Below are 19,798 nucleotides of genomic sequence, written 5' to 3'. Positions count from 1 at the left end.
CGTGGGGCGTGGGGCGTGGGGCGTGGGGCGTGGGGCGTGGGGCGTGGGGCGTGGGGCGTGGGGCGTGGGGCGTGGGGCGTGGGGCGTGGGGCGTGGGGCGTGGGAATGATGGGGTGAAAGCGTGCAAGCTGCAATTGTCATCCTGAGCGCAGCGAAGGATCTCACCCGCCGACGCGATCTTGACGGTCAGCGGGTGAGATCCTTCGCTGCGCTCAGGACGACAGGCACCGAGCGCATCGCGTTGACCGCTCCGCAGCCGCCGTAGAGCAGGATCGCGCTCGCGCTCAGGATGAAAGGCACGGAGCGCATCGCGTTGAGCCGATCATGGCACTTTTTCCTACTGGCCAGTCTTGTGATGCTCCTCGCGGTGGTGCTTCATGACCGTCCGGGCCGCCACCTCCTCGGCGCGCTTGCCGTAGCGATGATCGTCCGTCGCCTCGTCTCGGATGTGCTCGTACATCCGCTGCTCCTTCGCACCGACGCCTCGCAGCGGCTTGTCGTCCTGCTGCTTCTTCTGCGCCATCGAGAATCCTCCTGATCGCTCATGCTTCTGCCGCCGGGTGATGCAGAGCGCGTACCGGCCTGCTGGCGAGCAGCGACCAGCATCGGCCGGGCAGTACGATCCCGTTCAGGTACCCATGCGATGCAGGGAGGGTTGCACCGTGACAGAGCAGGGAGCGACGACCGGGGCCGGAGGATCGACGGGCCATGCGAGTGATCCGCACCATGCCAGCGCCCCGCAGGCGGAGGATGTGCGCGTGGCGGCCCGCGTCTGCGAGACCGCGTTGCTGCCCCTGAGCGAGGCTGACTGGTCGCAGCCGGCCACCGGCCTGGAGTGGACCTGCCGCTGGACCCTCGAACATGTGACCATCGCGCTCGACAAATACAGCCGCTGGCTTGCCACACCGACCGGCGACCCGACCCCGCCCGATCAGCTCCGCGACCCGAACCTGAGCATCGCGCAGTTGCTGGCGCTGCTGCGGCTGCGCGCGGGCGTGCTCGACGTCGTGGTGCGGGCCGCCGAGCCGACAGCGCGCGGCTTCCGGATCTGGGGGCGGCCCGACCCCGAGGGCTACGTGGCCATCGCCTGCACCGAGATCTTCCTGCACACCGACGACATCGCGCGCAGCCTGGGCGCGACGTTCGGGCCGCCCCCAGGCGTATGCCAGCGGGCCGTCAGGCGACTCTTCCCCTGGGCGCCCACGAACGTCGAGCCGTGGGCGGCACTCCGCTGGGCGACCGGCCGCCTGGAGCTGCCCGGGCATGACCGCGTCGGCGCGGATTGGGCCTGGCAGGGCGGCCCGCTCTCGGAGTGGGACGGCACAGTCAAGACCCGCGCCAGCTACGCCACCTGATCTCCAGCCTCGGCCCGTGCATCGCCTGCGTCAAAGCGTCCTGGCCGGCCATCGATTCGTCCTGGCCGGCACGGGCCTTGCCGCACATTCTGCGACGGGCGCGACCGCTTCATCTGACGTCGCATCGTCAGGCGGGCGTCGGGCGAGGGGTCACACGGCGGCGATGGCGCCGCGCCGGCGGAGGATGCTCCAGACCCGAGTGATCGTCCAGCCCTGCTCCATCTGCGGCGGCTGCTCGAGCCGGTTGGTCACCCCGTCCTGCAGCACGTCGAGCGTGGTCACGTTGATGGCGATGCTGCCATCGGGATCCCCACGAAAGAACTCGGGGAAGGCCCCGGCCTGCCCGCAGCCAGCCAGGATGCGCGACTCCAGTTCATCGGCCAGGGCGTGTACGCCGTGACGGCGCAGCCCATCCGCGATGACTCCCGTGTCCATCGGCCACGTCGAGCCGTTGTGGTACGAGCCGGCGCGGAAGCGCGGCGAGCCAGTCCAGCGGGTCCGGATGCCAGCCCCGGCCAGCATGTCGGGCTGGAACAGCCGCGCGATCAGCTGTCCTCGGAGCGAGGCCACGTCGTCGCCGTCGAGCAGGCGGCTGGCGAGCAGGTGCCCAGGGCTTGACGCGATCACCCGGGCCGGGCGGCCCGGCGACGGCGGATCGCCGTCGAACGTGAGTGCCAGGGCGAACGTGCCGAGATCCGGCTGCCAGAACTGGGCCAGGAAGCGCTCGCGGAGGTCGGCCGCCCGCTGACGCAGCGTGGCCGGCTCGAGGAGCGGCCGGCCTGCGGCGGCCGGTGTGCGCTCGGACAGTTCGGCGGCCCCCAGGAGGGCATCGTAGACGTAGCCCTGGACCGCCACCGGCGCGTACGGCCGGGTCACGTCGAACAGGACGCCATCGGCGTGGTAGTACGAGTCCGCCGAATCTTCCCACACCTGGTTGGGGATGCCGTGGGGATGGGCGCGGCGCACCCAGAGGTAGCCGCCGCCCACGGGGTTGTCGAGGCGGCTCACGATCCAGCCGAGCGCCGCCTCCATCGCGTCGAGCAGCGTGCGCGCCTGCCCGAGTCGGTCTATCACCGTCTCGGCAAGGATCGCGTCGCCGTACAGCTCGGCATGCGCTGCCAGCAGGTGGATCCACTGCGGCGTGCTGTCCACCGCACCGTAGTAGGGAAACGTCCAGAAGCGCTCAAGCTCGGGCAGCAGGGGGTCTCCCAGCTGGCGATGCTCGTGGAGGATGCGGCCCGGCTCCTCTTCTGCGCGTGGCAGGGTCCGCACTCCCTGGAGACCGGCCAGGGCCAGCAGCGTCGCTCGGGCGACCAGCGGGAAGTCCGACAACAGATCGAGCGACATCCGCAGGGAGTCGCGCCCGAACAGGCAGTGGAAGAGGCTGTGGCTGCCAGCCGACGCGAGCGGCGGGCCACTCTGGCCAAGCTGCTCGATACGGGTGACCTGGCCGACATCGCAGAGAGCGCGGCGCAGCCTGGCGAGATCGATCCCCGGGGCCGCCGCGGCCGCCGAGGATGGCAACGGCGGCAGCAGCGGAGGCACTGCACCGGCCGCGTCATAAGGAAGGGGAAAGCTCACAGGAACGACCTTCAGCGAGAGTATCTGGAAGCAGTGTGAGCAAGGACAGGTCCGGAAGGCAGCCCTGCAAGCTGGCTGTCCCACCTAGTCGGCGTGCGAGAAGGGCAGCGCGGGACCGCCCATCCTATCTCAAAGATGATGCCTCGGTTCGCGCGGGCTGCGCCACACTCGTGCATTTGTGCGTATGGGCATGCTCTTGCTGCGGCGCGTGTGCATTCGTGACGAGCGACTGTCCCAGATTCGCCTTCCTGCGATACAATAGCGATGGGTGATCGTTCATTCATCGTCGACATAACGGGGGAGCGCACCGTTCCACCGCGTGGCAGGTGCGTAGATCCGCAAAGGCTGGCTCTTGAGACTTTCCCTCCAGGCTCACCATGAATGCTATTGCGAGCTGGTGTTGCGCCCGCGCCTCGCCGATCGAAAGCCACAGGCCGATCACCGACCGCCGCTCTCCCTGGCAGGCGGCCAGTCTGGCAGGCGGCGAACGGCTTCAAGAACGCACCTTGGGCCTGAATGAGGAGACAGACTGACTATGATTTACCAAGATTCCGCAATGGAACGGCCTCAGGAACAGAAGCTCTCAGTCGCGCAGTTGCTCGGGCTGGTGATCCGGCTCCGGCAGGCCCTGGAGGGGGTGGCCGAGCGCCACATCGAGGGCGATTCGCTGCCGTGCTTCTGCGTGGAGTACCAGCCGTCAACACCCGAGCACAGCGAGTGGTGCAGCGAGGCGCGCGCGTCGATCGCGGAGGCTATGCGGATCACCGCGGCGGCGGACGATCGGTAGCCTCCGCACGCCGCCGCGATGCGAGGGAGGCTCTGGGGCAGCGACCGCCGCCCTCGCATGGCGAGCGCACCCGCGCGCACCACGGCAGACAACGGCCGCAGGGGCAAGAAGAGGGCCCGTGCACCTGACACGTACACGGGCCGAGCGGGGGCGGGATCGGTGGCTGGTGACCACGGCTTCCCAGATCACTATTTAACGGGATCACCTCGCCGAATTGCTGCTCAGCGGGCGGATCGCACATTTTTGTGATGAGATCTTTACATGGGCGACCCTGTACCACCGGCGTGCGTTGACAGCTGAGGTGTCCCCGTTCCCAAACCTCTCGCTCGCGCGTGCGAGAGGGGCAGTCTCCTGCACGCGGAGCGAGAGGGCCGGGGGAAAGGCGGCCACGTCCCCGGTGGGCGGGGACGCGGCCAGTCAGAAAAGGGAGCGGCTCAGCGGTTGCCCTGCGGGCCAGCGGGGCCGCCCATGCCGGGGCCACCCATGCCGGGGCCACCCATGCCCGGGCCACCCATGCCCGGGCCACCCATGCCCGGGCCGCCCATCATCGGCCCGCCGGGGCCGCCGTTCTCGATCCGCTCGATCAGCTGGTCGGCCTGCTCCTGGGTCAGCTTGCCGTCCGTCACAGCCTGCTTGATCTCCGCGATCCGCGCAGCCTGCATGTCCTTCTGGGTCTGTTCGAGCGCGGCCTTGACGGTGCTCGAGTCCATCCCGAGGTTCTTCGCCAGCGCGTCGATGTAGCGCTGCTGGGCAGCCTCACGCTGCTGCTCCATCTGCTGGCGTTGCTCGTCGGTCAACTGCGGGCGCTGCTCGCCGCTCCCGTTGCCCTCGCCGCGCCCAGGCCGGCCGGGCTGGTTCGGGCCGCCCGGGTAGCCCTGCTGGATCGCGTGGTCTGGCCCGCTGACGGGCAGGCCCTGCGCGCCTGCCACGCCGAGCGTGGCCCCGATGGTCGTGAGCGCCAGCGCGCCAGCCAGCGCCGTGCGCTTGAGCGAGATCCGCATCATGGTGTGTTCCTCTTCTGTCCCCGGGTGCTCGACGGCAGGAGCGCCGTCCGCACCATCATCATCGCCTGAAGTGCAGGCGAGAAGGGGCCGCGGGGCTGAAACATCGCTGACATCCCGAGGAGCCGCCGTGGCCGGGTTCAGCCCGCCCTGCAGGGTAACGCCTCCCAAAAGCAGCAGTGCCACGCAGGGGCGGGGATGCGGACGGCCGGCGGGCCCGGGCAGCCCTGGGCGTGGGCGGCGGCCCTGGGCGTGGGGGCGGCCTCTGGCGGCTACGCGCTCGCCTGGAGCTTCTTCAGCCGGTCCCGCGCGATGGCCAGCATCTCGTGGAGGGCCAGTGGCAGCTCCTCCTCGCGCGGGCGGGTGATACGCTCCTTCAGCACCGCCAGAATCGCCGCCTTCGAGCGCCCGTTGACGAACACCACGAAGCGGAAGCCGTACTTCGCCTCGTACTCGGCGTTCAGGCGGGCCAGCTCGGCGTAGGTCTGCTCCAGCTCCGCGCGCGGGATGCTCGCCTCGGCGTCGTAGCCCTGCTCGCGGTAGGAGAGCGCCGAGGTCTCCTTGACCACCGCCGCCGACTCGCCGATCCTCGGGTGCGCGTTGACCACCGTGACCTGCTCGTCGGGGCCGAGCGTCTCAACCGTGCTGTCGGCGTAGGCGAGCAGCGCAGCGTAGCTGGCGAACGGCCGGCCAGCCGCAACCCGCTCCCCGAGCGGCCCGGCCGCCTCGAACAGCGGGCGCAGAGCCTCGGTGAAGGCGTCGAGCGGGAGACGGTTGACCTCGTCGATGGGCAGGAGAGTCGGCGTCGGGGCGGCAGTCACAGGGGCGCGCTCCTTTGGAGGACGTAGGCCGAGCACGGTACCACGCGAAGACGGACAGCAACCGTCATCCCGGGCGGAGTGACAGGGCGATTGCATGTTGATGTCGTCGTGCAGCGGCGTCGGGGCTTGAAAGCCCCGCCTACACTCCTGCAGTCGCTGCGCGACGCTCCAGTCTCACCGGACGACGGCTGTTCCCGGTCTCCGTCGCGCAGCGACTGAATGCGTGTAGGCGGGGACTTCAGTCCCCGACCGCCCGTTCCATGATGCTTCGGGTACACCACTGAACATGCAATCGCCCTGGGCGGAGTGAGCTTGCATGCTATCCCGGTCATCCCGAGCGGAACGAGCTTGCGAGTGGAGCCGAGGGATCTTCCCCATCTGGTCTGGCCCATGCTGAGGGAAGATCCCTCCACTTCGCTCGTTCCTCGCTACGGTTGGGATGACGGGAGGGTGCTGTTCCTCGCTTCGCTCGGGATGACGGCCCCGGCCATGTTCACGTGGTGCGGCACCAGGCGACAGGCAGATTCTGCACTACTCGGCGTTCGGCTCCGTCCGGACCTGCACGCCGGTGCGCTCCTCCTGGAGCAGCCAGACGGCGCTGGAGTCTTTCGGGCCGAATCCCCGATTCATCGCCTCTATCATGCCTTGTTCGGCCACCGCCGCCATCGCCATCGGCACGCCCAGCTCGCGCGCCAGCTCCGTCGCGAGGCCGAGATCCTTGCGGGCGAGCGCCAGCGCGAAGCGCGGGTTGTCGAAATCGCCCTTGAAGACGACCTGCGGGACGCCCTGCGAGAGGCTCATCCCCTTGCCATACGCGCCGCCGCGCACCGCTTCGAGCAAGCGCTCGGGGTCGACGCCAGCCTTGACGCCGAGGGTGAACGCCTCGGCCATCAACTGCGCCGAGGCGATGCCGATCATGTTGTGCACCAGCTTGGCGACGGCCCCTGCGCCGGCCTCGCCGATGTACGTGACGTTGTTGCCGATGGCGTCCAGGGCCGGTTTGACGCGGTCGTAGACGGCTCGGTCCCCGCCGACCATCAGGATCAGGGTGGCGGTCTCTGCGCCGTAGGGGCCGCCGCTGACGGGCGCGTCCAGGGCGTGCACGCCACGCTCGCGGAAGGCGGCGTCGATGCGGCGGGCCAGGCTGACGGAGCTGGTCGAGAGGTCGGCGTAGACGGCCCCCTCGGGGATGCCCTGGAGGACGCCGCTCTCACCCATCGAGACGGCCTCGACCTCGCGCGGGCCGGGCAGCGAGGTCAAGGTCAGCTCGGCGGCGCTGGCGGCCAGGGCCGGGCTGTCGGCCCAGCGCGCCCCGAGGCCGATGAGCGGCTCGGCGGCCTCGCGGCGCACGTCGTTGACGACCACATCATGGCCGGCCTTCAAGAGGTTCCGGACCATCCGACTGCCCATCGTCCCCAACCCGATGTATGCGACCTTCATGGTGTCCACTCCCAGTCAACGGTGACGGTGTGTCAGGCCGCATCCCCCCGGCGCGGCTGACGGCATGGTAGCACCCAGCAGGCGCGCCACATCTCAGGCAGGCAGGGAGCCCGGCAGGCAGGGAGCCCGGCAGGCAGGGAGCCCGACGCCAGGGAAACCGCGCGCCTCACGCCGCGCATACGTCACCCCCGGCCAGCCGGCAGGTGGCGGGCGATGCGCCGCACCGCGAATCCCCCAGGCTCACGGCAGCGATACCACCATACGTCGGACGAAAGGCGTGCACGAGCGCACGGGTGCACTGCCGCTGCGACGGCTCGCTGCAGGGCGGCTGCGCTCGCGAGAGACGGCACGGCAGAGGGGCGGCCCGTGTGGGCCGCCCCTCTTTCTGGGTGTCTTCGGATGTCGTGTGTGGCCTGGACGCGCGGGCAGGGGTCAGGACGCCCGGCGCGCGCCCTTGCTGGCCCCGGAGGCTGCGCCCCAATCCTCGGCCCGCCGCCGCAGCGCCGGCTGGCCGGCCAGCGCCTGGGCCTCCAGCGTGAACCGCGCCACCAGCGCCTGGAGCTGCTCGGCCGTCCGCGCCAGCGCCTGCGACTGATCCGACATCTGCTGGATCTGCGCCGTCATCTCCTCGGCGGCCGCCGAGACCTCCTCCGTCGCCGCGCTGTTCTGCGCCGAGTTCGCCGTGATCGACCCGATCGACTCGCCGACCTCGTGGGCCGCGTCGATCATCGCCTCGGAGGCGGCCGTCGTCTCCTCGGCCGTCGCCGTGATCACCTGCATCGTCTCGGAGGCTGCCCGGCTCTGCCCCGCCATGTCCTGCGCCGCCGCCGCGATCACCTCGATCTGCTGGACGGTGGACTCCATCGCCGTCAGGATCTCGTCCAGGGCGCGGCCCGCCTGATCGGCCTCCGCCGAGCCCTCGTTCACCTTCGACGTGCCCAGCGCCATCGCCGTCACGGCCTCGCGCGTCCCGGACTGCACGTCCCGGATCAGGTCCGAGATCGCCTTGGTCTCGCGCTGGGAGCGCTCGGCCAGCTTGCGGACCTCGTCGGCGACCACCGCGAAGCCGCGACCGTGCTCGCCAGCCCGGGCCGCCTCGATGGCGGCGTTCAGGGCCAGGAGGTTGGTCTGCTCGGCGATGTCGTCGATGGTCTCGACCACCAGCCCGATGCGCTCGCCCAGCCGCCCCAGGTCTTCGACCCGGTCGCTCGCCTGCGACACGACCGCGTGGATCTCGGCCATCCCGCTGACGGTCCGCTGCACGGCCTGTGCGCCCTGCTCGGCCGAGGCCCGCGTCTGCTGCGAGGCGGCCGCCAGCGACTTCGCGTTGGCCGCCACCTGCTCGACGCCGTTCGCCATCCGCTCGGTGGTCACCGACGCCTCGGACACCGAGCGCGTCTGCTCGGCTGCCCCGCGTGACACCTGCTCCACGGACTCGCGCAGCCGCGCCACCGACTTGTTGCTGGAAACGGCGGCAACCGCCTGCTCCTGGGCGTTCGTCGCGATCTGCGAGATGGCCTGCGCCACCTGCTCCACGACGTTGGTGACCTCGTCAGCCACCCGGCCCAGGTGGTGCGACGTGGAGGTGAGCGTCACGGCAGCGTCGTTGACGTTCGTGATCGAGCCGTTCAGACCGCCGATCATCTCGACGAAGGCGTGCCCGAGCACATCGCGGTCAGAGGCGGGGTGGATCTCCGTCGTCAGATCGCCCGACGCGATAGACTGTGCAGCCCTGGCCATCTCACGCTGATGCACGATCATCGTGCGGACAGCATCCGCCATCTCGCCCAGCTCGTCGCGCGCACGGTAGGTCACTTCCTGCTCGATATCGCCGGCGGCCAACCCGCGCACGGCGTCGGTGACCTCGCGGACGCTCAAGGTGATCGAGCGGGTGACGTAGAGCGCCAGCCCCCCGCCCAGCATCAGCGAGAGCAGGATCGCCGTGGAGAGCAGCAGCTTCGACGTGACCGATGTCTCGACCAGCTCAGCATTGACGGCGGTACTCTCGATGTCCTGGATCTCGAGCAGCTTCTCGGTCACCAGGATCGCCTGCTGCAGAAGCGCGGCCGTCTCGCCGGTCCGCTGGGTGTTCGCTTCGGCATCCTTTCCAGCATCCACCAGGGCGATGGTCCGCTTGCGAGCCTCGAGGAACGTTGGATAGATCTCGTGCCAGGCATTGATCTGCTCGGCCTCTCGGGGGCTGGACGAGGCGGCCATCAGCGCCGACATGTTGTCGTCGACCTGCTTCAGCCAGCCCTCGTCAGCCTTGAGGATCTGAACGCGCTTCTCGGCGTTGGCGGTGTGATACGCCTGGCCAGAGCCGCCCAGGCGCAGCTCATAGAGTCCGCGCTGGATCCGCGCCAACTGGATCGACATAACGACGCCGTCTTCGTAGATCTCGGCCGCAGACTGACTGAACGTCACTGTGTTCTGCCAGCCGATGAAGCCAACGGCCGCCAACCCGAAGATGACGACGCCGACCGCTGCCAGCAACTTGACTCCGATCCCACCGCGCACCTGTATCCTCCATCTGTTGCACGCACGCCTGAGTGGCCCCACGATAGCCTTGCCGTACCGAGAAAGAGTCCCTGACGATTTCGGGGCGGCGAGCGTGCCCTCTCTGAACAACTGTGACAACGCACCTGGGGGGACGGATTGGACATTCCGGCGCGCAGATCCGTCAGTAGACGGAATGGATCGGCCAGGCAGCGGATGCGCTGCCGGCAGGCGCAGGCCGAGGTGAACGGAGGCCCTCACCCCCGGCCCCTCTCCCTGTGCGCGGGAGAGGGGAGGGAAGCGAGAACCGCGCTTACCCCAGGCCGTCACGCCCGAATACGAAGGAACAGCCGTCGTGCTGCTCATCCCCCCTCTCCCGCGCACAAGGAGAGGGGCCGGGGGTGAGGGCCTTCCAGGCTGTTGGCGGCGTGGCGCGGGGTCAGCTGCCGCGATACGTCGTGCCGCTGAAGCGGGTCATCAGCAGCGGAATGTGGTAGTGGCGGCGGGTGTCCGTGATCTGAAAGGCGACCGACACGATCCGCACGAACGGCGCGTCGCCGCTCTTCCCCCGGAAGTAGCTGCCGGCATCCCAGCTGATCTGATAGGTGGCCGGCTGCAGATCGAACGGCGCCAGCAAGTTGCCGATCCTGCCATCAGCGTCGGTCAGCAGGTCGGTGAGCGTGACGAAGGTGTCCCCGTCGAGCCGCTCGAGCGTCACCCGGACGCCGACGGCCGGGACGCCGCGCTCATTGTCAAGCACATGGGTCGAAATCGAAGGGGTGGGCGCAGACATCAAGACTCCACGAGAGACCGGGTATCAACGTGAGGATGGGGGTGCTGGTGGGGGCGCAGGTGCAGGCGCTGGCGGGGGCGCTGGCGGGGGAGCAGGCGGGGGAGCAGTGGGAGTATCGGCCGAGGGACTTGCCAGCGGTGCGGGAGGGGCCGGAAGATGGGGTGTCCTGCTGGTATCCATTGCGGCGGGGGCGGCACGCAACGATTTTTGCAGATACTGCTTGCTGTGGCCGGGCGGATAGCCGTCGAGCGTGGCGAAGACCGTGTACCCGTGCCGCACGTAGAACGCCGGGGCCTGGAAACTGTGCGTCTCCAGCGTGGCGCTGTGGCAGCCACGTGCGAGGGCTTCGGCTTCGGCGGCCGCGAGCAACTGGCTGCCAAGCCCCTGCCCACGGGCGTCCTCGCGGACCCACAGCAGGCGGATGTCCAGCCAGCCGGCCCAGGTGGTCGCGTAGAGGCCTCCCAGCAACTCACCAGCCGCGTCCCGCTTCAGGACGCCAAACGTCGCGCCGCCGCCCAGGCCGGTGACGCCGACGCTGTGCTGGTACAGCTCCTCTTCGAGCGCGGTCACCAGCTCGTACGAGAGGTCGCGGATCAGCTCGGGCGCATCTGTCGTCACGGCGAGCATGCCTGCCTGCACCCCGAGCTTGCCGACGCCGGGAACAGCCGCTGCCCGAAGCCCGGCTGCACCTGGATCTCGCCATCCTGGCAGACGACGGTCCCCCGGAGGATGGTCGTACAGACGCGCCCCCGGAACGCCTTGCCGAGGAACGGGCTGAGCGGCCAGCGCGTCTTGAGCATGCTGGCGTCGAGCGTCCAGGCGGCGTCTGGATCGACGATCGCGATGTCGGCGTCTGACCCGACGAGCAGCGCGCCCTTCTGTGGGTAGAGTCCGTAGCGCCGGGCCGTGGCCGCCGAAGTCAGCCGCACGAGGGCCTTCAGCGACAGGCCGCGGGCGTGGACGCCCTCCGTCAGCAGGACCGGCAGGAGGGTCTGGACGCCGTGCAGGCCGCCCCAGGCCAGCCAGATGTCGTCGTGGCCGCGATCCTTGTCCGCCGGCGGGCAGGGCGAATGGTCCGAGGCGATCAGGTCCACGCGGCCAGCCAGGACTTCTTGCCACAGAGCCTCGACCACGGCGCGCGGCCTGAGCGGCGGCGCACATTTGCCGTACGGGCCGAGGCGGGCCAGGTCATCCTCGTCCAGCGCAAGGTAGTGCGGGCAGGTCTCCAGCGTGGCCCGGACGCCATGTGCGCGGGCCGCCGCGACCTCGCGGACGGCCTCGGGAGTGCTGACGTGGACGAAGTGGACCGAGGCGCCGGTCTCGCGCGCCAGCAGCAGCGCCCGCCGGACCGGCTCCAGCTCGGTGAAGGGCGGGCGCGCCGAGGCCCAGGCCCGGGCATCCTTCTGGCCGGCCGCCTGGGCCTCGCCGCCGAGCGCCGTGGTCAGGCCATCGCTCTCGGCGTGCAGCCCGACGGTCATCCCCAGCTCGGCCCCCCGCCGGAGCGCCCCGTAGAGCGAGGCGTCGTCGACGCCCGGGTAGCCGTCCAGGCCGCTGTGGCACATGAACGCCTTGGCGGCCACCACGCCACCGGCGTGCAGCTCGCCCAGTTGCCCGAGGTTGGCCGGCACAATGCCGCCCCAGAGACCGTAGTCCACCACCGATTTGTCGGCCACGGCAGCGGCCTTGAGGGCCAGACTCGCGCCGTCGAGGGTGGGCGGATCGTTGTTGAGGGGCATGTCGAGGACGGTGGTGATCCCGCCGGCGGCGGCAGCGGCGCTGCCCGTGGCAAACCCCTCCCAGTGGATCCGGCCCGGCTCGTTGAAGTGGACGTGGCCGTCCACAAGGCCCGGCAGCACGAGCTTGCCGGTGGCGTCAACCCGGCGCTCAGCCTCGACGGCGGAGGAGGGATCGAGGATGGCGGCGACGCGTCCGCCGACGACAGCGACGTCCGCCCTCACCGCCTCGTGCTCGGAAACGAGCGTGCCGCCCGCAATGAGCAGGTCTGCCTTCACGGCGCAATCCTCTCCTGTACGCCTCGCGAGCCGAGCGCGGGCGACGGCATCGTACGCGCGGGGTGTAAGAGGTTGCAAGGCAAACGGTTTTGCGTGCGGAGCGCGTGGGAGGATGGGTCGCAGCCGGGTGAAAGATCGTCCGTTCTTGATACGACGGCTCATCTCGGCGGATGTCGCCGACGCTGGCCGGCGCGGCGTACCGCCTGGCAGCCGGCTGGCAGCCCCATCCTCCGGCAGCCCTTACCGCCTGCAGCCCGAACAGCCTCGTGCTGTACTGGGACTGCCAGTTCGGCTTTCTCGACGTTTCGCGGCGCTGGTGTCCCTACCGTGTATCCTTCCGCCGTTGAGACTTGCAGGCCCTCGCGGGAGATGCGCGGCTCAGATGCATCCCACGCGCGCCAGGGTGGAGGACGTTCGATCGTGCGCTGTCTGATCACCGGCGGGGCTGGCTTTCTCGGGTCGCACCTGACGGACCGCCTCCTTGAGGCTGGCCACGAGGTCATCGTCTTCGACAACCTGATCACCGGCCGCGAGGATAACCTCGCCCACCGGTTCGGCCATCCCGGCTTCCGCTTCGTCAAGCAGGACGTCACCGAGTTCCTCTACCTGCCCGGCCAGCTCGACGCCGTCGTCCACTTCGCCTCGCCGGCCAGCCCCATCGACTACCTCCGCATGCCGATCCCCACCCTCAAGGTCGGCAGCCTCGGCACCCACAAGGCTCTCGGCCTCTGCAAGGCCAAGAACGCCCGCTTCCTGATCGCCTCCACCTCCGAGGTCTACGGCGATCCCCAGGTCCACCCCCAGCCAGAAGGGTACTGGGGCCACGTCAACCCCGTCGGCCCGCGCGGCGTCTACGACGAGGCCAAGCGCTTCGCCGAGGCCATCACCATGGCCTACCACCGCTACCACGGCCTGGACACCCGCATCGTCCGCATTTTCAACACCTACGGCCCACGGATGCGCCCGAACGACGGCCGCGTCGTCTCCAACTTCATCGTGCAGGCCCTCACCGACCAGCCGCTCACCATCTACGGCGCCGGCGAGCAGACCCGCTCCTTCACCTACGTCGACGACCTGATCGACGGCATCTGGCGGCTGCTCATGCACGACGACACCGGCCCCTCCACCGTGGCCGACCTCTCGGCGGTCGATCCGACCATCGAGGACATCCACCTGCCCGTCAACATCGGCAACCCCGTCGAGTTCACCGTGGCCCAGTTGGCCGAACAGGTGCTCGAGTTCACCGGCAGCCGGAGCAAGATCGAGCACCGCCCCCTGCCCGTGGACGATCCGAAGGTCCGCCAGCCAGACATCACCCGTGCGAAGGCGCTGCTCGGCTTCGAGCCGACGGTGCCGCTGGCCGAGGGCTTGCGGCGGACCATCCCCTACTTCCGCGAACAGGTCGAGGCCGGCGCCTCGTCGTAGCCGCGCACGTCCAGCCCCACAATCAGGACGCGCTCACGGCCAGCACACCCACGGCCAGCACACCCACGGCCAGCACACCCACGGCCGGGCCTTTCAACACGAGGCCCGGCCGTTCTCGTTTCCCCAGGACGCCCGTCGAGACCACCCCATCACCCCTGCCGCCACCGCCCCGCTTGTCCAGGCAGCACAACACAACGAGATGATTGTCTGTTGATTCTGACCTCAAAACTGTCTGGACACATGGTCGGACACGCGCTATCATGCCGTCCACGACGGCCAATGGGGGCCGTTCCGAGAGGCCGCCGGAGGTGCAACGTTGACCGGATGGCAGTTTTCCCGGCTATGCAGCGGCATCCTGGGTGCCCTGCTGATCGTGTCGGCCTGTGCGCCGGCGTCCCCGCCCGCCGCGCCCACCCAGGCGCCGGCCAAGCCTGCCGAGGCCGCCAAACCGGCCGAGAGCAAGCCTGCCGAAGCGGCCAAGCCCGCTGAGAGCAAGCCCGCCGCGCCGGCCGCGCAGCCAGCCGCGACCACCGCCCAGAAGCCCGCCGAAGCGGCCAAACCGGCCGAGGCAGCCAAGCCCGGGGCGGTCAAGCTCTCCTTCATCGGCGTCCAGAGCGACGATCAGCAGTTCGCCCTCACCGCCGTCCTCAAGGAGTACCAGAAGCTCCGCCCCGATGTGGACGTCGAGTTCGAGCTGCTCCCCTTCCCGCAGCTCTTCCCGAAGATCCAGGCCAACGCCGCCGCCAAGGCCCCCACCGACATCATCCTGACCGACGGCCCCAACCTCTGGAGCTTCGCCTACAACGGCATCATCAGCCCGATGGATGAGTGGTTCGACAAGGCCACCGTCGAGAAGAGCTGGACGCCCACCTCGCTCGCCACCTCCTCCTACCGGGGCAAGTTCTACGCGCCGCCGCAGATGGAGTCCTGCTCCGTCATGTGGTTCAACAAGGACATGACCGACAAGGCCGGCGTCAAGCCGCCCGAGGCCCTCGCACAGTCCTGGACGATGGATCAGGCCCTCGAAGCCTGGCAGAAGACCAACAACCCGCCCGAGGTCTACGGCGTCCGCTGGGGCCAGGGGAACCTGCCCGGCCAGGACTACGAAGCCGGCATCATGCGGCGCGCCGCCGGCAAGAAGGACAGCAAGGCCTACAAGGGCATCGCCGAGGACGGCCTGACCATCTCCGGCTACTTCGACGATCCAGCCGCCGTCATGGGCATGACCTTCTTCCACGAGCTGTACCAGAAGCACAAGGTCAGCGCCGTCGAAGGCATCCCCGACGCCTGGATGACCCAGCGCGCCGCCTTCTTCGTCTCGCCAGACAACGCTCTCGGCAACTACAAGCGCCTCAACGCCACCTTCCAGTACGGCGTCACCGGCATCCCGTACTTCAAGGACGGCGCGCAGGCCTGCCACACCGACAGCTGGCACTACGGCCTCGGCGCGAACAGCGCCAACAAGAAGGAAGCCGCCGAGTTCATCAAGTTCGTCTCAGGGCCCGTCGGCTCCAGGATCTTCTACGAGCGGTTCGGCCAGTTGCCGGCCCACCTCGACCTGCTGAACACCCTGCCAGACTACCAGCAGAACCCGCGCAAGCTCCTGCTCGATCAGTTCAAGGCGGCCGGCGTGCCGCGCATCCAGACCGTCGGCTTCACCGAGTACAACGGCCTGATGATCGAGCTGGTCGGCAACCTCGTCGCCGGCCAGAACCTGAACGTCCAGCAGCTGATGACAGCGCTCGCCAAACGCTCGGACAGCCTGACTGCCAAGTACAAGGACTGGCAGACCAAGCCGTTGCCGTAGGTTCTGGGTTTCGGGTTCTGGGTGTCGGGGGCGGATCTCCCGTCCCCCGACACCCGAAACCTGACACCCGAAACCCAGACGGAGTCCCCGATGGTTGCAGCATCGGTCACGAGGCCGGCGGCGGGCGCGAGACTGCTCTCCCTCAAGCACCGGCAGTACCTGGTCGCCTTCCTGTTCGTCGCGCCGGCCCTGATCAACTTCGCGATCTTCCGCTACATCCCGATCTTCATGGCCGGCGAGGCGAGCCTCTACGACTACAGCCTGCTCGGGGGCTTCGGCGACTTCGTCGGGCTGAAGAACTACCGCCGCGCCCTCGAAGACGACCTGTTCTGGTCGTCGATGTGGGTCTCCTTCCAGTACGCGCTGATGAAGGTGCCCCTCCAGGTGGTGCTGGCCCTGCTGCTGGCGATGTTCGTCTCGCGCGAGGTGCGCGGCATGAGCGCCATCCGCACCATCATCTTCTTCCCCGTCGTCACCTCGCTGGTGGTCGCCGCCATGCTCTGGTCGATGATGTACAACAAGGATCTCGGCCTGTTCCAGAGCATGATGGGCGCGTTCGGGGTCCGCCACAACGGCTTCCTGAGCAACCCCGATCTGGCCCTGCCCTCCATCGTCCTGATGATGGTCTGGAAGGAGGTCGGGTTCAGCATGATCATCTTCGTGGCGGGCCTCAAGGGCATCCCGGAGATGTTCTACGACGCCGCCGCCATCGACGGCGCCAGCCCCTTCCAGCGGTTCCTGCACATCACCCTGCCGCTGCTGAAGCCGGTCACCCTGTTCGTGGTGGTCACCCAGACCATCTCCGCGATGCAGGTCTTCGTGCCGATCTTCGTGATGACCCAGGGCGGGCCGTTCTTCGCCACCAACGCCATCGTCTACTACATCTACCAGAACGGGTTCGCCTACAACGACATGGGGTACGCCAGCGCCCTGTCGTTCTTCGTGCTGGCGCTGCTGGTCGCCGTGAGCTACATCCAGTTCAAGGCGTTGAAGGGGCAGGCGGAGTACTGATGGCCACCGTCACCACCAACCCGACGACTGGCAGCACGAGCGTCAGGCCGCCGGACGCCGCTCACGGCTCGCGGGTGCGGCTCACGGCCCTCGCCGAGCCGGTCTTCCGCTACCTCGCCTACGCGGTCATCGTCGTGGTGTTCCTGCTGCCGTTCGTCTGGATGTTCTTCGGCTCGGTGCGCCGCGAGATCGAGATTCACGGCTACATGTTCCCGTTCAGCTGGCACACCATCGTGCCGGTCGAGTGGACGATCCAGAGCTATCTCGACATCTTCGGCATCTCCGAGGAGGGCGCCAAGGGCGGCCTGCGCTTCCACCGGGGGCTGATGAACTCGGGGATCATCGCCGTGGCCGTGGTCTCCTCCTCGATGCTCTTCAACACGATGGCCGCCTACTTCTTCGCGCGGCTGCCGTTCCCCGGCAAGAAGTGGCTGACAGCGTACGTGCTCGCCACCTTCCTGCTGCCCTTCGAGGTGACGGTGGTGCCGCTGTACCTCGTCATCAGCGAGATGGGCCTGCGGAACTCGTACTGGGCGATGATCGTGCCGTTCTACGCCAGCCCGTTCATCGTCTTCATGCTGACGCAGTTCCTGGGCGGCATCCCGAAGGATCTGGACGAGGCGGCCCTGGTGGACGGCGCGTCCTACTGGGCGATCCTCTGGAAGATCATCTTCCCGAACGCCCTGCCGGCCATCGCGACGGCCGCGCTGATCGAGTTCCAGTTCATCTGGAACCTGTTCTACTGGCCGCTGATCGCCACCAGCTCGCTGGACTTGCAGGTGATCCAGGTGATGATCGCCAGCCAGACGTCGGATCGCACGGTGTACTGGGGCCGGACGTTCGCCGGGCTGGTGGTGGCCGTCTTCCCGGTGCTGATCCTCTTCCTCTTCGGACAGCGCTACTACTTCCGGGGCGCGGTCCTCTCCGGTATGAAGTGAGGCGAGTCCCTCACCCGGCGCCGCGGGCCCCTCACCCCCCGCCCCCTCTCCCGCACACGGGAGAGGGGGGCGGGGGTGAGGGGCTGTCTCTGTTCCCAAGCTTGTAGACAGGTGGTAACCGCACATGGCTGACCGCGATCCCGTCCGCGTCGTCATCGACTGCGACACCGGCGTCGACGATACGATGGCGATCTTCTACGGGCTGCTCGCGCCGGAGATCGATGTCGTCGGGCTGACCTGCGTCTGGGGCAACATCAGCGTTGACCTCACAACCAGGAACACCCTGCGCCTGCTCGAGATGATGGATCGCCCAGGCATCCCCGTGGCCAAGGGGGCAGCCAAGCCGCTGGTCTACCCGAAGTGGCCGCCACCAGCGAACCCGATCCACGGCTTCGACGGCCAGGGCAACACCAACCTGCCCGATCCGACCTTGCAGCCGGTCTCCGAGTCGGCGGCGCAGCTGATCGTGCGGCTGGCCCACGAGCACCCTCACGAGCTGATCCTGGTGCCGACCGGCCCGCTCACCAACGTCGCGACGGCCGTCCTGGCCGATCCCGAGATCGCGAAGCTCTACAAGGGCGTCGTGCTGATGGGCGGCGCGTTCACCGTCCACGGCAACGCCGACCGCTTCGGCGAGGCCAACATCTGGCACGATCCGGAGGCCGCCCAGGTCGTGTTCGACGCCGGCTGGCCGGTCACGGCCGTCGGGCTGGACGTGACCGACAAGACGATGATCCCCGGCTCGCTGCTGGACGAGCTGCGCGACAGCGGCACGGTGGCCGGCAAGCATCTGCACGCCATCACCCAGAACTACCTCGACATCTACGGTTCGCGGCGCGGTCGGCGGGAGTGCGCCATGCACGACGCGCTGACGCTCGGGATCGCCGCCGACCCGTCGCTGGTGCTGGATGCCCGCACGGTGCGCGTCGACGTCGAGCTGACGGGAACGCACACGCGCGGCATGACCGTCGGCGACTTCCGCCCGTGGATCGAGCACGAGCACGCCAACGCCAGCGTCGTGCTGGAAGTGGATCGGCAGCGGTTCATCCAGCGCTGGTCCGACCTGATGCGCGGCCGGTAAGGCAGGAACCCCGTAGGATGAGGGCGGACGCCGGCGGGATCTCTGGGCGATGAGCGCCGACGGCGGCGGCGGCATCGTCGTGCGGGCGGCCGGGCTGGCCCGGCGCTACGGCACGGTTGACGCCGTCCGCGACCTCCATCTGACGGTCCGGCGCGGTGAGCTGTACGGCTTCCTCGGGCCGAACGGGGCCGGCAAGACCACCACCCTCCTGATGCTGCTCGGCATCGAGCGGCCGACAGCGGGGACTGTCGAGCTGTTCGGCGTGCCCGGCCCGCCCGATCCGTTCACCGTCAAGCCACGCATCGGCGTCGTCGGGGAGGCCCAGTACCTGCCAGACGACCTCAGCGCCTGGGAGTATCTCCAGTTCTTCGGGCGGCTGTACGGCGTCGAGGATGCCGAGCGCCGCGCCTCGGAGCTGCTGGAGCGGCTGGAGCTGTCCGAGTTCCGCCGGCTGCGCGCTCGCGACTACTCGCGCGGGATGCAGCAGAAGCTCGGTCTGGCCCGGGCGCTCCTGCACCGGCCGGAGCTGCTGATCCTGGACGAGCCGGTCTCCGGGCTGGACCCGCACGGCATCCGCCAGGTCCGCGAGATCCTGGCCGACGAGCAGCGGCGGCGCGGCGTCACCATCCTGCTGTCGTCGCACATCCTGAGCGAGGTCGAGCGGACGGCCGACCGGGTCGGCATCCTCTACGGCGGGCGCCTCGTGGCTGAGGACACCGTTGCGCAGCTGAGCGCGCACCTGGAGCCGGACCCGGTCCTCACCCTGCACGTCGAGGGCGTCACCGACGACACCGTCAGCATGCTGCGCTCACAGCCGTTCGTCCGAGAGGCCGCCCTGACGCCGAACGGCGCGGCCAGCAGCGGCCATCTGCGGGTGCGCGTCGCGGCCGAGGGGGACCATCGGCGGGCCGTCTCGGAGCTGGTGAGCGCGCACGGCGGCCTGATCACCGAGATGCGCCAGGAGCGGCTGACGCTGGAAGAGCTGTTCGTGCGGCTGACGCAACGCACCGGAGCCGTCACCGCTCCGGTCGAAGGGGAGGCCCTCACCCCCCGGCCTGGGAAGGCCCTCACCCCCCGGCCCCCTCTCCCTGTGCGCGGGAGAGGGGGAGGAATGACAGTCTTGTGTGTCTCCCCCTCTCCCGCGCTCAGGGAGAGGGGGCCGGGGGGTGAGGGCCTTCCCAGGCCGGGGGGTGAGGGCCTCCCCTTCGACCGGAGCGGTGACGGCTCCGGTGCGTTGCGTCAGCCGCACG

Annotated in this window: 17 protein-coding genes; 8 read left to right on the top strand and 9 right to left on the bottom strand. The window is 69.1% G+C overall.

Features of this window, described 5'->3' with window-relative positions:
- Positions 1-337 precede the first annotated feature (337 nt).
- Positions 338-523, bottom strand: a complete 186-nt coding sequence (locus IT306_23680) for a hypothetical protein (GenBank protein MCC7371440.1) — start codon at positions 521-523, stop codon at positions 338-340.
- Positions 524-662: 139 nt separating this feature from the next.
- Between IT306_23680 and IT306_23675 the strand changes: the two genes are divergently transcribed.
- Positions 663-1,355, top strand: coding sequence for a DinB family protein (locus tag IT306_23675; GenBank protein ID MCC7371439.1), 693 nt, complete (start codon positions 663-665; stop codon positions 1,353-1,355).
- 150 nt (positions 1,356-1,505) lie between these two features.
- Here IT306_23675 and IT306_23670 read toward each other — a convergent pair whose 3' ends face one another.
- Positions 1,506-2,936, bottom strand: coding sequence for a hypothetical protein (locus IT306_23670; protein ID MCC7371438.1), 1,431 nt, complete (start codon positions 2,934-2,936; stop codon positions 1,506-1,508).
- A gap of 535 nt (positions 2,937-3,471) precedes the next feature.
- Between IT306_23670 and IT306_23665 the strand changes: the two genes are divergently transcribed.
- Positions 3,472-3,723: a hypothetical protein gene (locus IT306_23665; protein MCC7371437.1), complete on the top strand. Its 252-nt coding sequence runs from the start codon at positions 3,472-3,474 to the stop codon at positions 3,721-3,723.
- A gap of 434 nt (positions 3,724-4,157) precedes the next feature.
- Here IT306_23665 and IT306_23660 read toward each other — a convergent pair whose 3' ends face one another.
- The 7 genes from IT306_23660 to allB form a co-directional block, all read right to left on the bottom strand.
- A complete protein-coding gene (locus IT306_23660; GenBank protein ID MCC7371436.1) occupies positions 4,158-4,727 on the bottom strand; it encodes a hypothetical protein in 570 nt (189 codons plus the stop codon).
- Between the two features lie 269 nt (positions 4,728-4,996).
- Positions 4,997-5,545: a 2-oxo-4-hydroxy-4-carboxy-5-ureidoimidazoline decarboxylase gene (locus IT306_23655; protein MCC7371435.1), complete on the bottom strand. Its 549-nt coding sequence runs from the start codon at positions 5,543-5,545 to the stop codon at positions 4,997-4,999.
- A gap of 531 nt (positions 5,546-6,076) precedes the next feature.
- Positions 6,077-6,985 (bottom strand): NAD(P)-dependent oxidoreductase, encoded by a 909-nt coding sequence (locus IT306_23650; GenBank protein MCC7371434.1) that lies wholly within the window; start codon positions 6,983-6,985, stop codon positions 6,077-6,079.
- A 432-nt stretch (positions 6,986-7,417) separates the two neighbouring features.
- Positions 7,418-9,502 carry a methyl-accepting chemotaxis protein gene (locus IT306_23645; protein ID MCC7371433.1) on the bottom strand — a complete coding sequence of 695 codons (2,085 nt, stop codon included), beginning with the start codon at positions 9,500-9,502 and terminating at the stop codon, positions 7,418-7,420.
- A 418-nt stretch (positions 9,503-9,920) separates the two neighbouring features.
- Entirely contained in the window at positions 9,921-10,274 is a 354-nt protein-coding gene (gene uraH, locus IT306_23640; GenBank protein ID MCC7371432.1) for a hydroxyisourate hydrolase, read from the bottom strand.
- A 24-nt stretch (positions 10,275-10,298) separates the two neighbouring features.
- Positions 10,299-10,901 (bottom strand): GNAT family N-acetyltransferase, encoded by a 603-nt coding sequence (locus IT306_23635; GenBank protein ID MCC7371431.1) that lies wholly within the window; start codon positions 10,899-10,901, stop codon positions 10,299-10,301.
- Positions 10,889-12,448 carry an allantoinase AllB gene (allB, locus tag IT306_23630; GenBank protein MCC7371430.1) on the bottom strand — a complete coding sequence of 520 codons (1,560 nt, stop codon included), beginning with the start codon at positions 12,446-12,448 and terminating at the stop codon, positions 10,889-10,891. Before allB ends, IT306_23635 begins: the two co-directional genes overlap by 13 nt.
- A 258-nt stretch (positions 12,449-12,706) precedes the next feature.
- Here allB and IT306_23625 point away from each other — a divergent pair, with 258 nt between their 5' ends.
- The 6 genes from IT306_23625 to IT306_23600 form a co-directional block, all read left to right on the top strand.
- Complete coding sequence (locus IT306_23625; protein ID MCC7371429.1) at positions 12,707-13,711, top strand: SDR family oxidoreductase; 1,005 nt, start codon at positions 12,707-12,709, stop codon at positions 13,709-13,711.
- A gap of 316 nt (positions 13,712-14,027) precedes the next feature.
- The gene (locus IT306_23620) at positions 14,028-15,518 is read left to right on the top strand and encodes an extracellular solute-binding protein (protein MCC7371428.1); all 1,491 of its coding nucleotides are present in this window, start codon (positions 14,028-14,030) and stop codon (positions 15,516-15,518) included.
- 90 nt (positions 15,519-15,608) lie between these two features.
- Positions 15,609-16,529: a sugar ABC transporter permease gene (locus tag IT306_23615; GenBank protein ID MCC7371427.1), complete on the top strand. Its 921-nt coding sequence runs from the start codon at positions 15,609-15,611 to the stop codon at positions 16,527-16,529.
- A complete protein-coding gene (locus IT306_23610) occupies positions 16,529-17,467 on the top strand; it encodes a carbohydrate ABC transporter permease (GenBank protein MCC7371426.1) in 939 nt (312 codons plus the stop codon). The genes IT306_23615 and IT306_23610 overlap by 1 nt, the downstream gene beginning before the upstream one ends.
- 124 nt (positions 17,468-17,591) lie before the next feature.
- Positions 17,592-18,548, top strand: coding sequence for a nucleoside hydrolase (locus IT306_23605; GenBank protein ID MCC7371425.1), 957 nt, complete (start codon positions 17,592-17,594; stop codon positions 18,546-18,548).
- 49 nt (positions 18,549-18,597) lie between these two features.
- A partial coding sequence (locus IT306_23600; protein ID MCC7371424.1) for an ABC transporter ATP-binding protein occupies positions 18,598-19,798 on the top strand: 1,201 nt, incomplete at its 3' end.

This window comes from Chloroflexota bacterium (assembly GCA_020850535.1).
Taxonomy (GTDB): Bacteria; Chloroflexota; UBA6077; order UBA6077; family JACCZL01; genus JADZEM01.
The sequence above is the reverse complement of the archived record's forward strand: the minus strand, read 5'-3'. Positions and strand labels throughout refer to the sequence as shown.

Excerpts from the sequence above, each read along its gene's own strand:
- IT306_23680 (MCC7371440.1), bottom strand. The coding sequence starts at position 523 with ATGGCGCAGAAGAAGCAGCAGGACGACAAGCCGCTGCGAGGCGTCGGT.
- IT306_23665 (MCC7371437.1), top strand. The coding sequence starts at position 3,472 with ATGATTTACCAAGATTCCGCAATGGAACGGCCTCAGGAACAGAAGCTC.
- IT306_23660 (MCC7371436.1), bottom strand. The coding sequence starts at position 4,727 with ATGATGCGGATCTCGCTCAAGCGCACGGCGCTGGCTGGCGCGCTGGCG.
- IT306_23650 (MCC7371434.1), bottom strand. The coding sequence starts at position 6,985 with ATGAAGGTCGCATACATCGGGTTGGGGACGATGGGCAGTCGGATGGTC.
- uraH (MCC7371432.1), bottom strand. The coding sequence starts at position 10,274 with ATGTCTGCGCCCACCCCTTCGATTTCGACCCATGTGCTTGACAATGAG.
- IT306_23635 (MCC7371431.1), bottom strand. The coding sequence starts at position 10,901 with ATGCTCGCCGTGACGACAGATGCGCCCGAGCTGATCCGCGACCTCTCG.
- allB (MCC7371430.1), bottom strand. The coding sequence starts at position 12,448 with ATGAGCCGTCGTATCAAGAACGGACGATCTTTCACCCGGCTGCGACCC.
- IT306_23615 (MCC7371427.1), top strand. The coding sequence starts at position 15,609 with ATGGTTGCAGCATCGGTCACGAGGCCGGCGGCGGGCGCGAGACTGCTC.
- IT306_23610 (MCC7371426.1), top strand. The coding sequence starts at position 16,529 with ATGGCCACCGTCACCACCAACCCGACGACTGGCAGCACGAGCGTCAGG.
- IT306_23605 (MCC7371425.1), top strand. The coding sequence starts at position 17,592 with ATGGCTGACCGCGATCCCGTCCGCGTCGTCATCGACTGCGACACCGGC.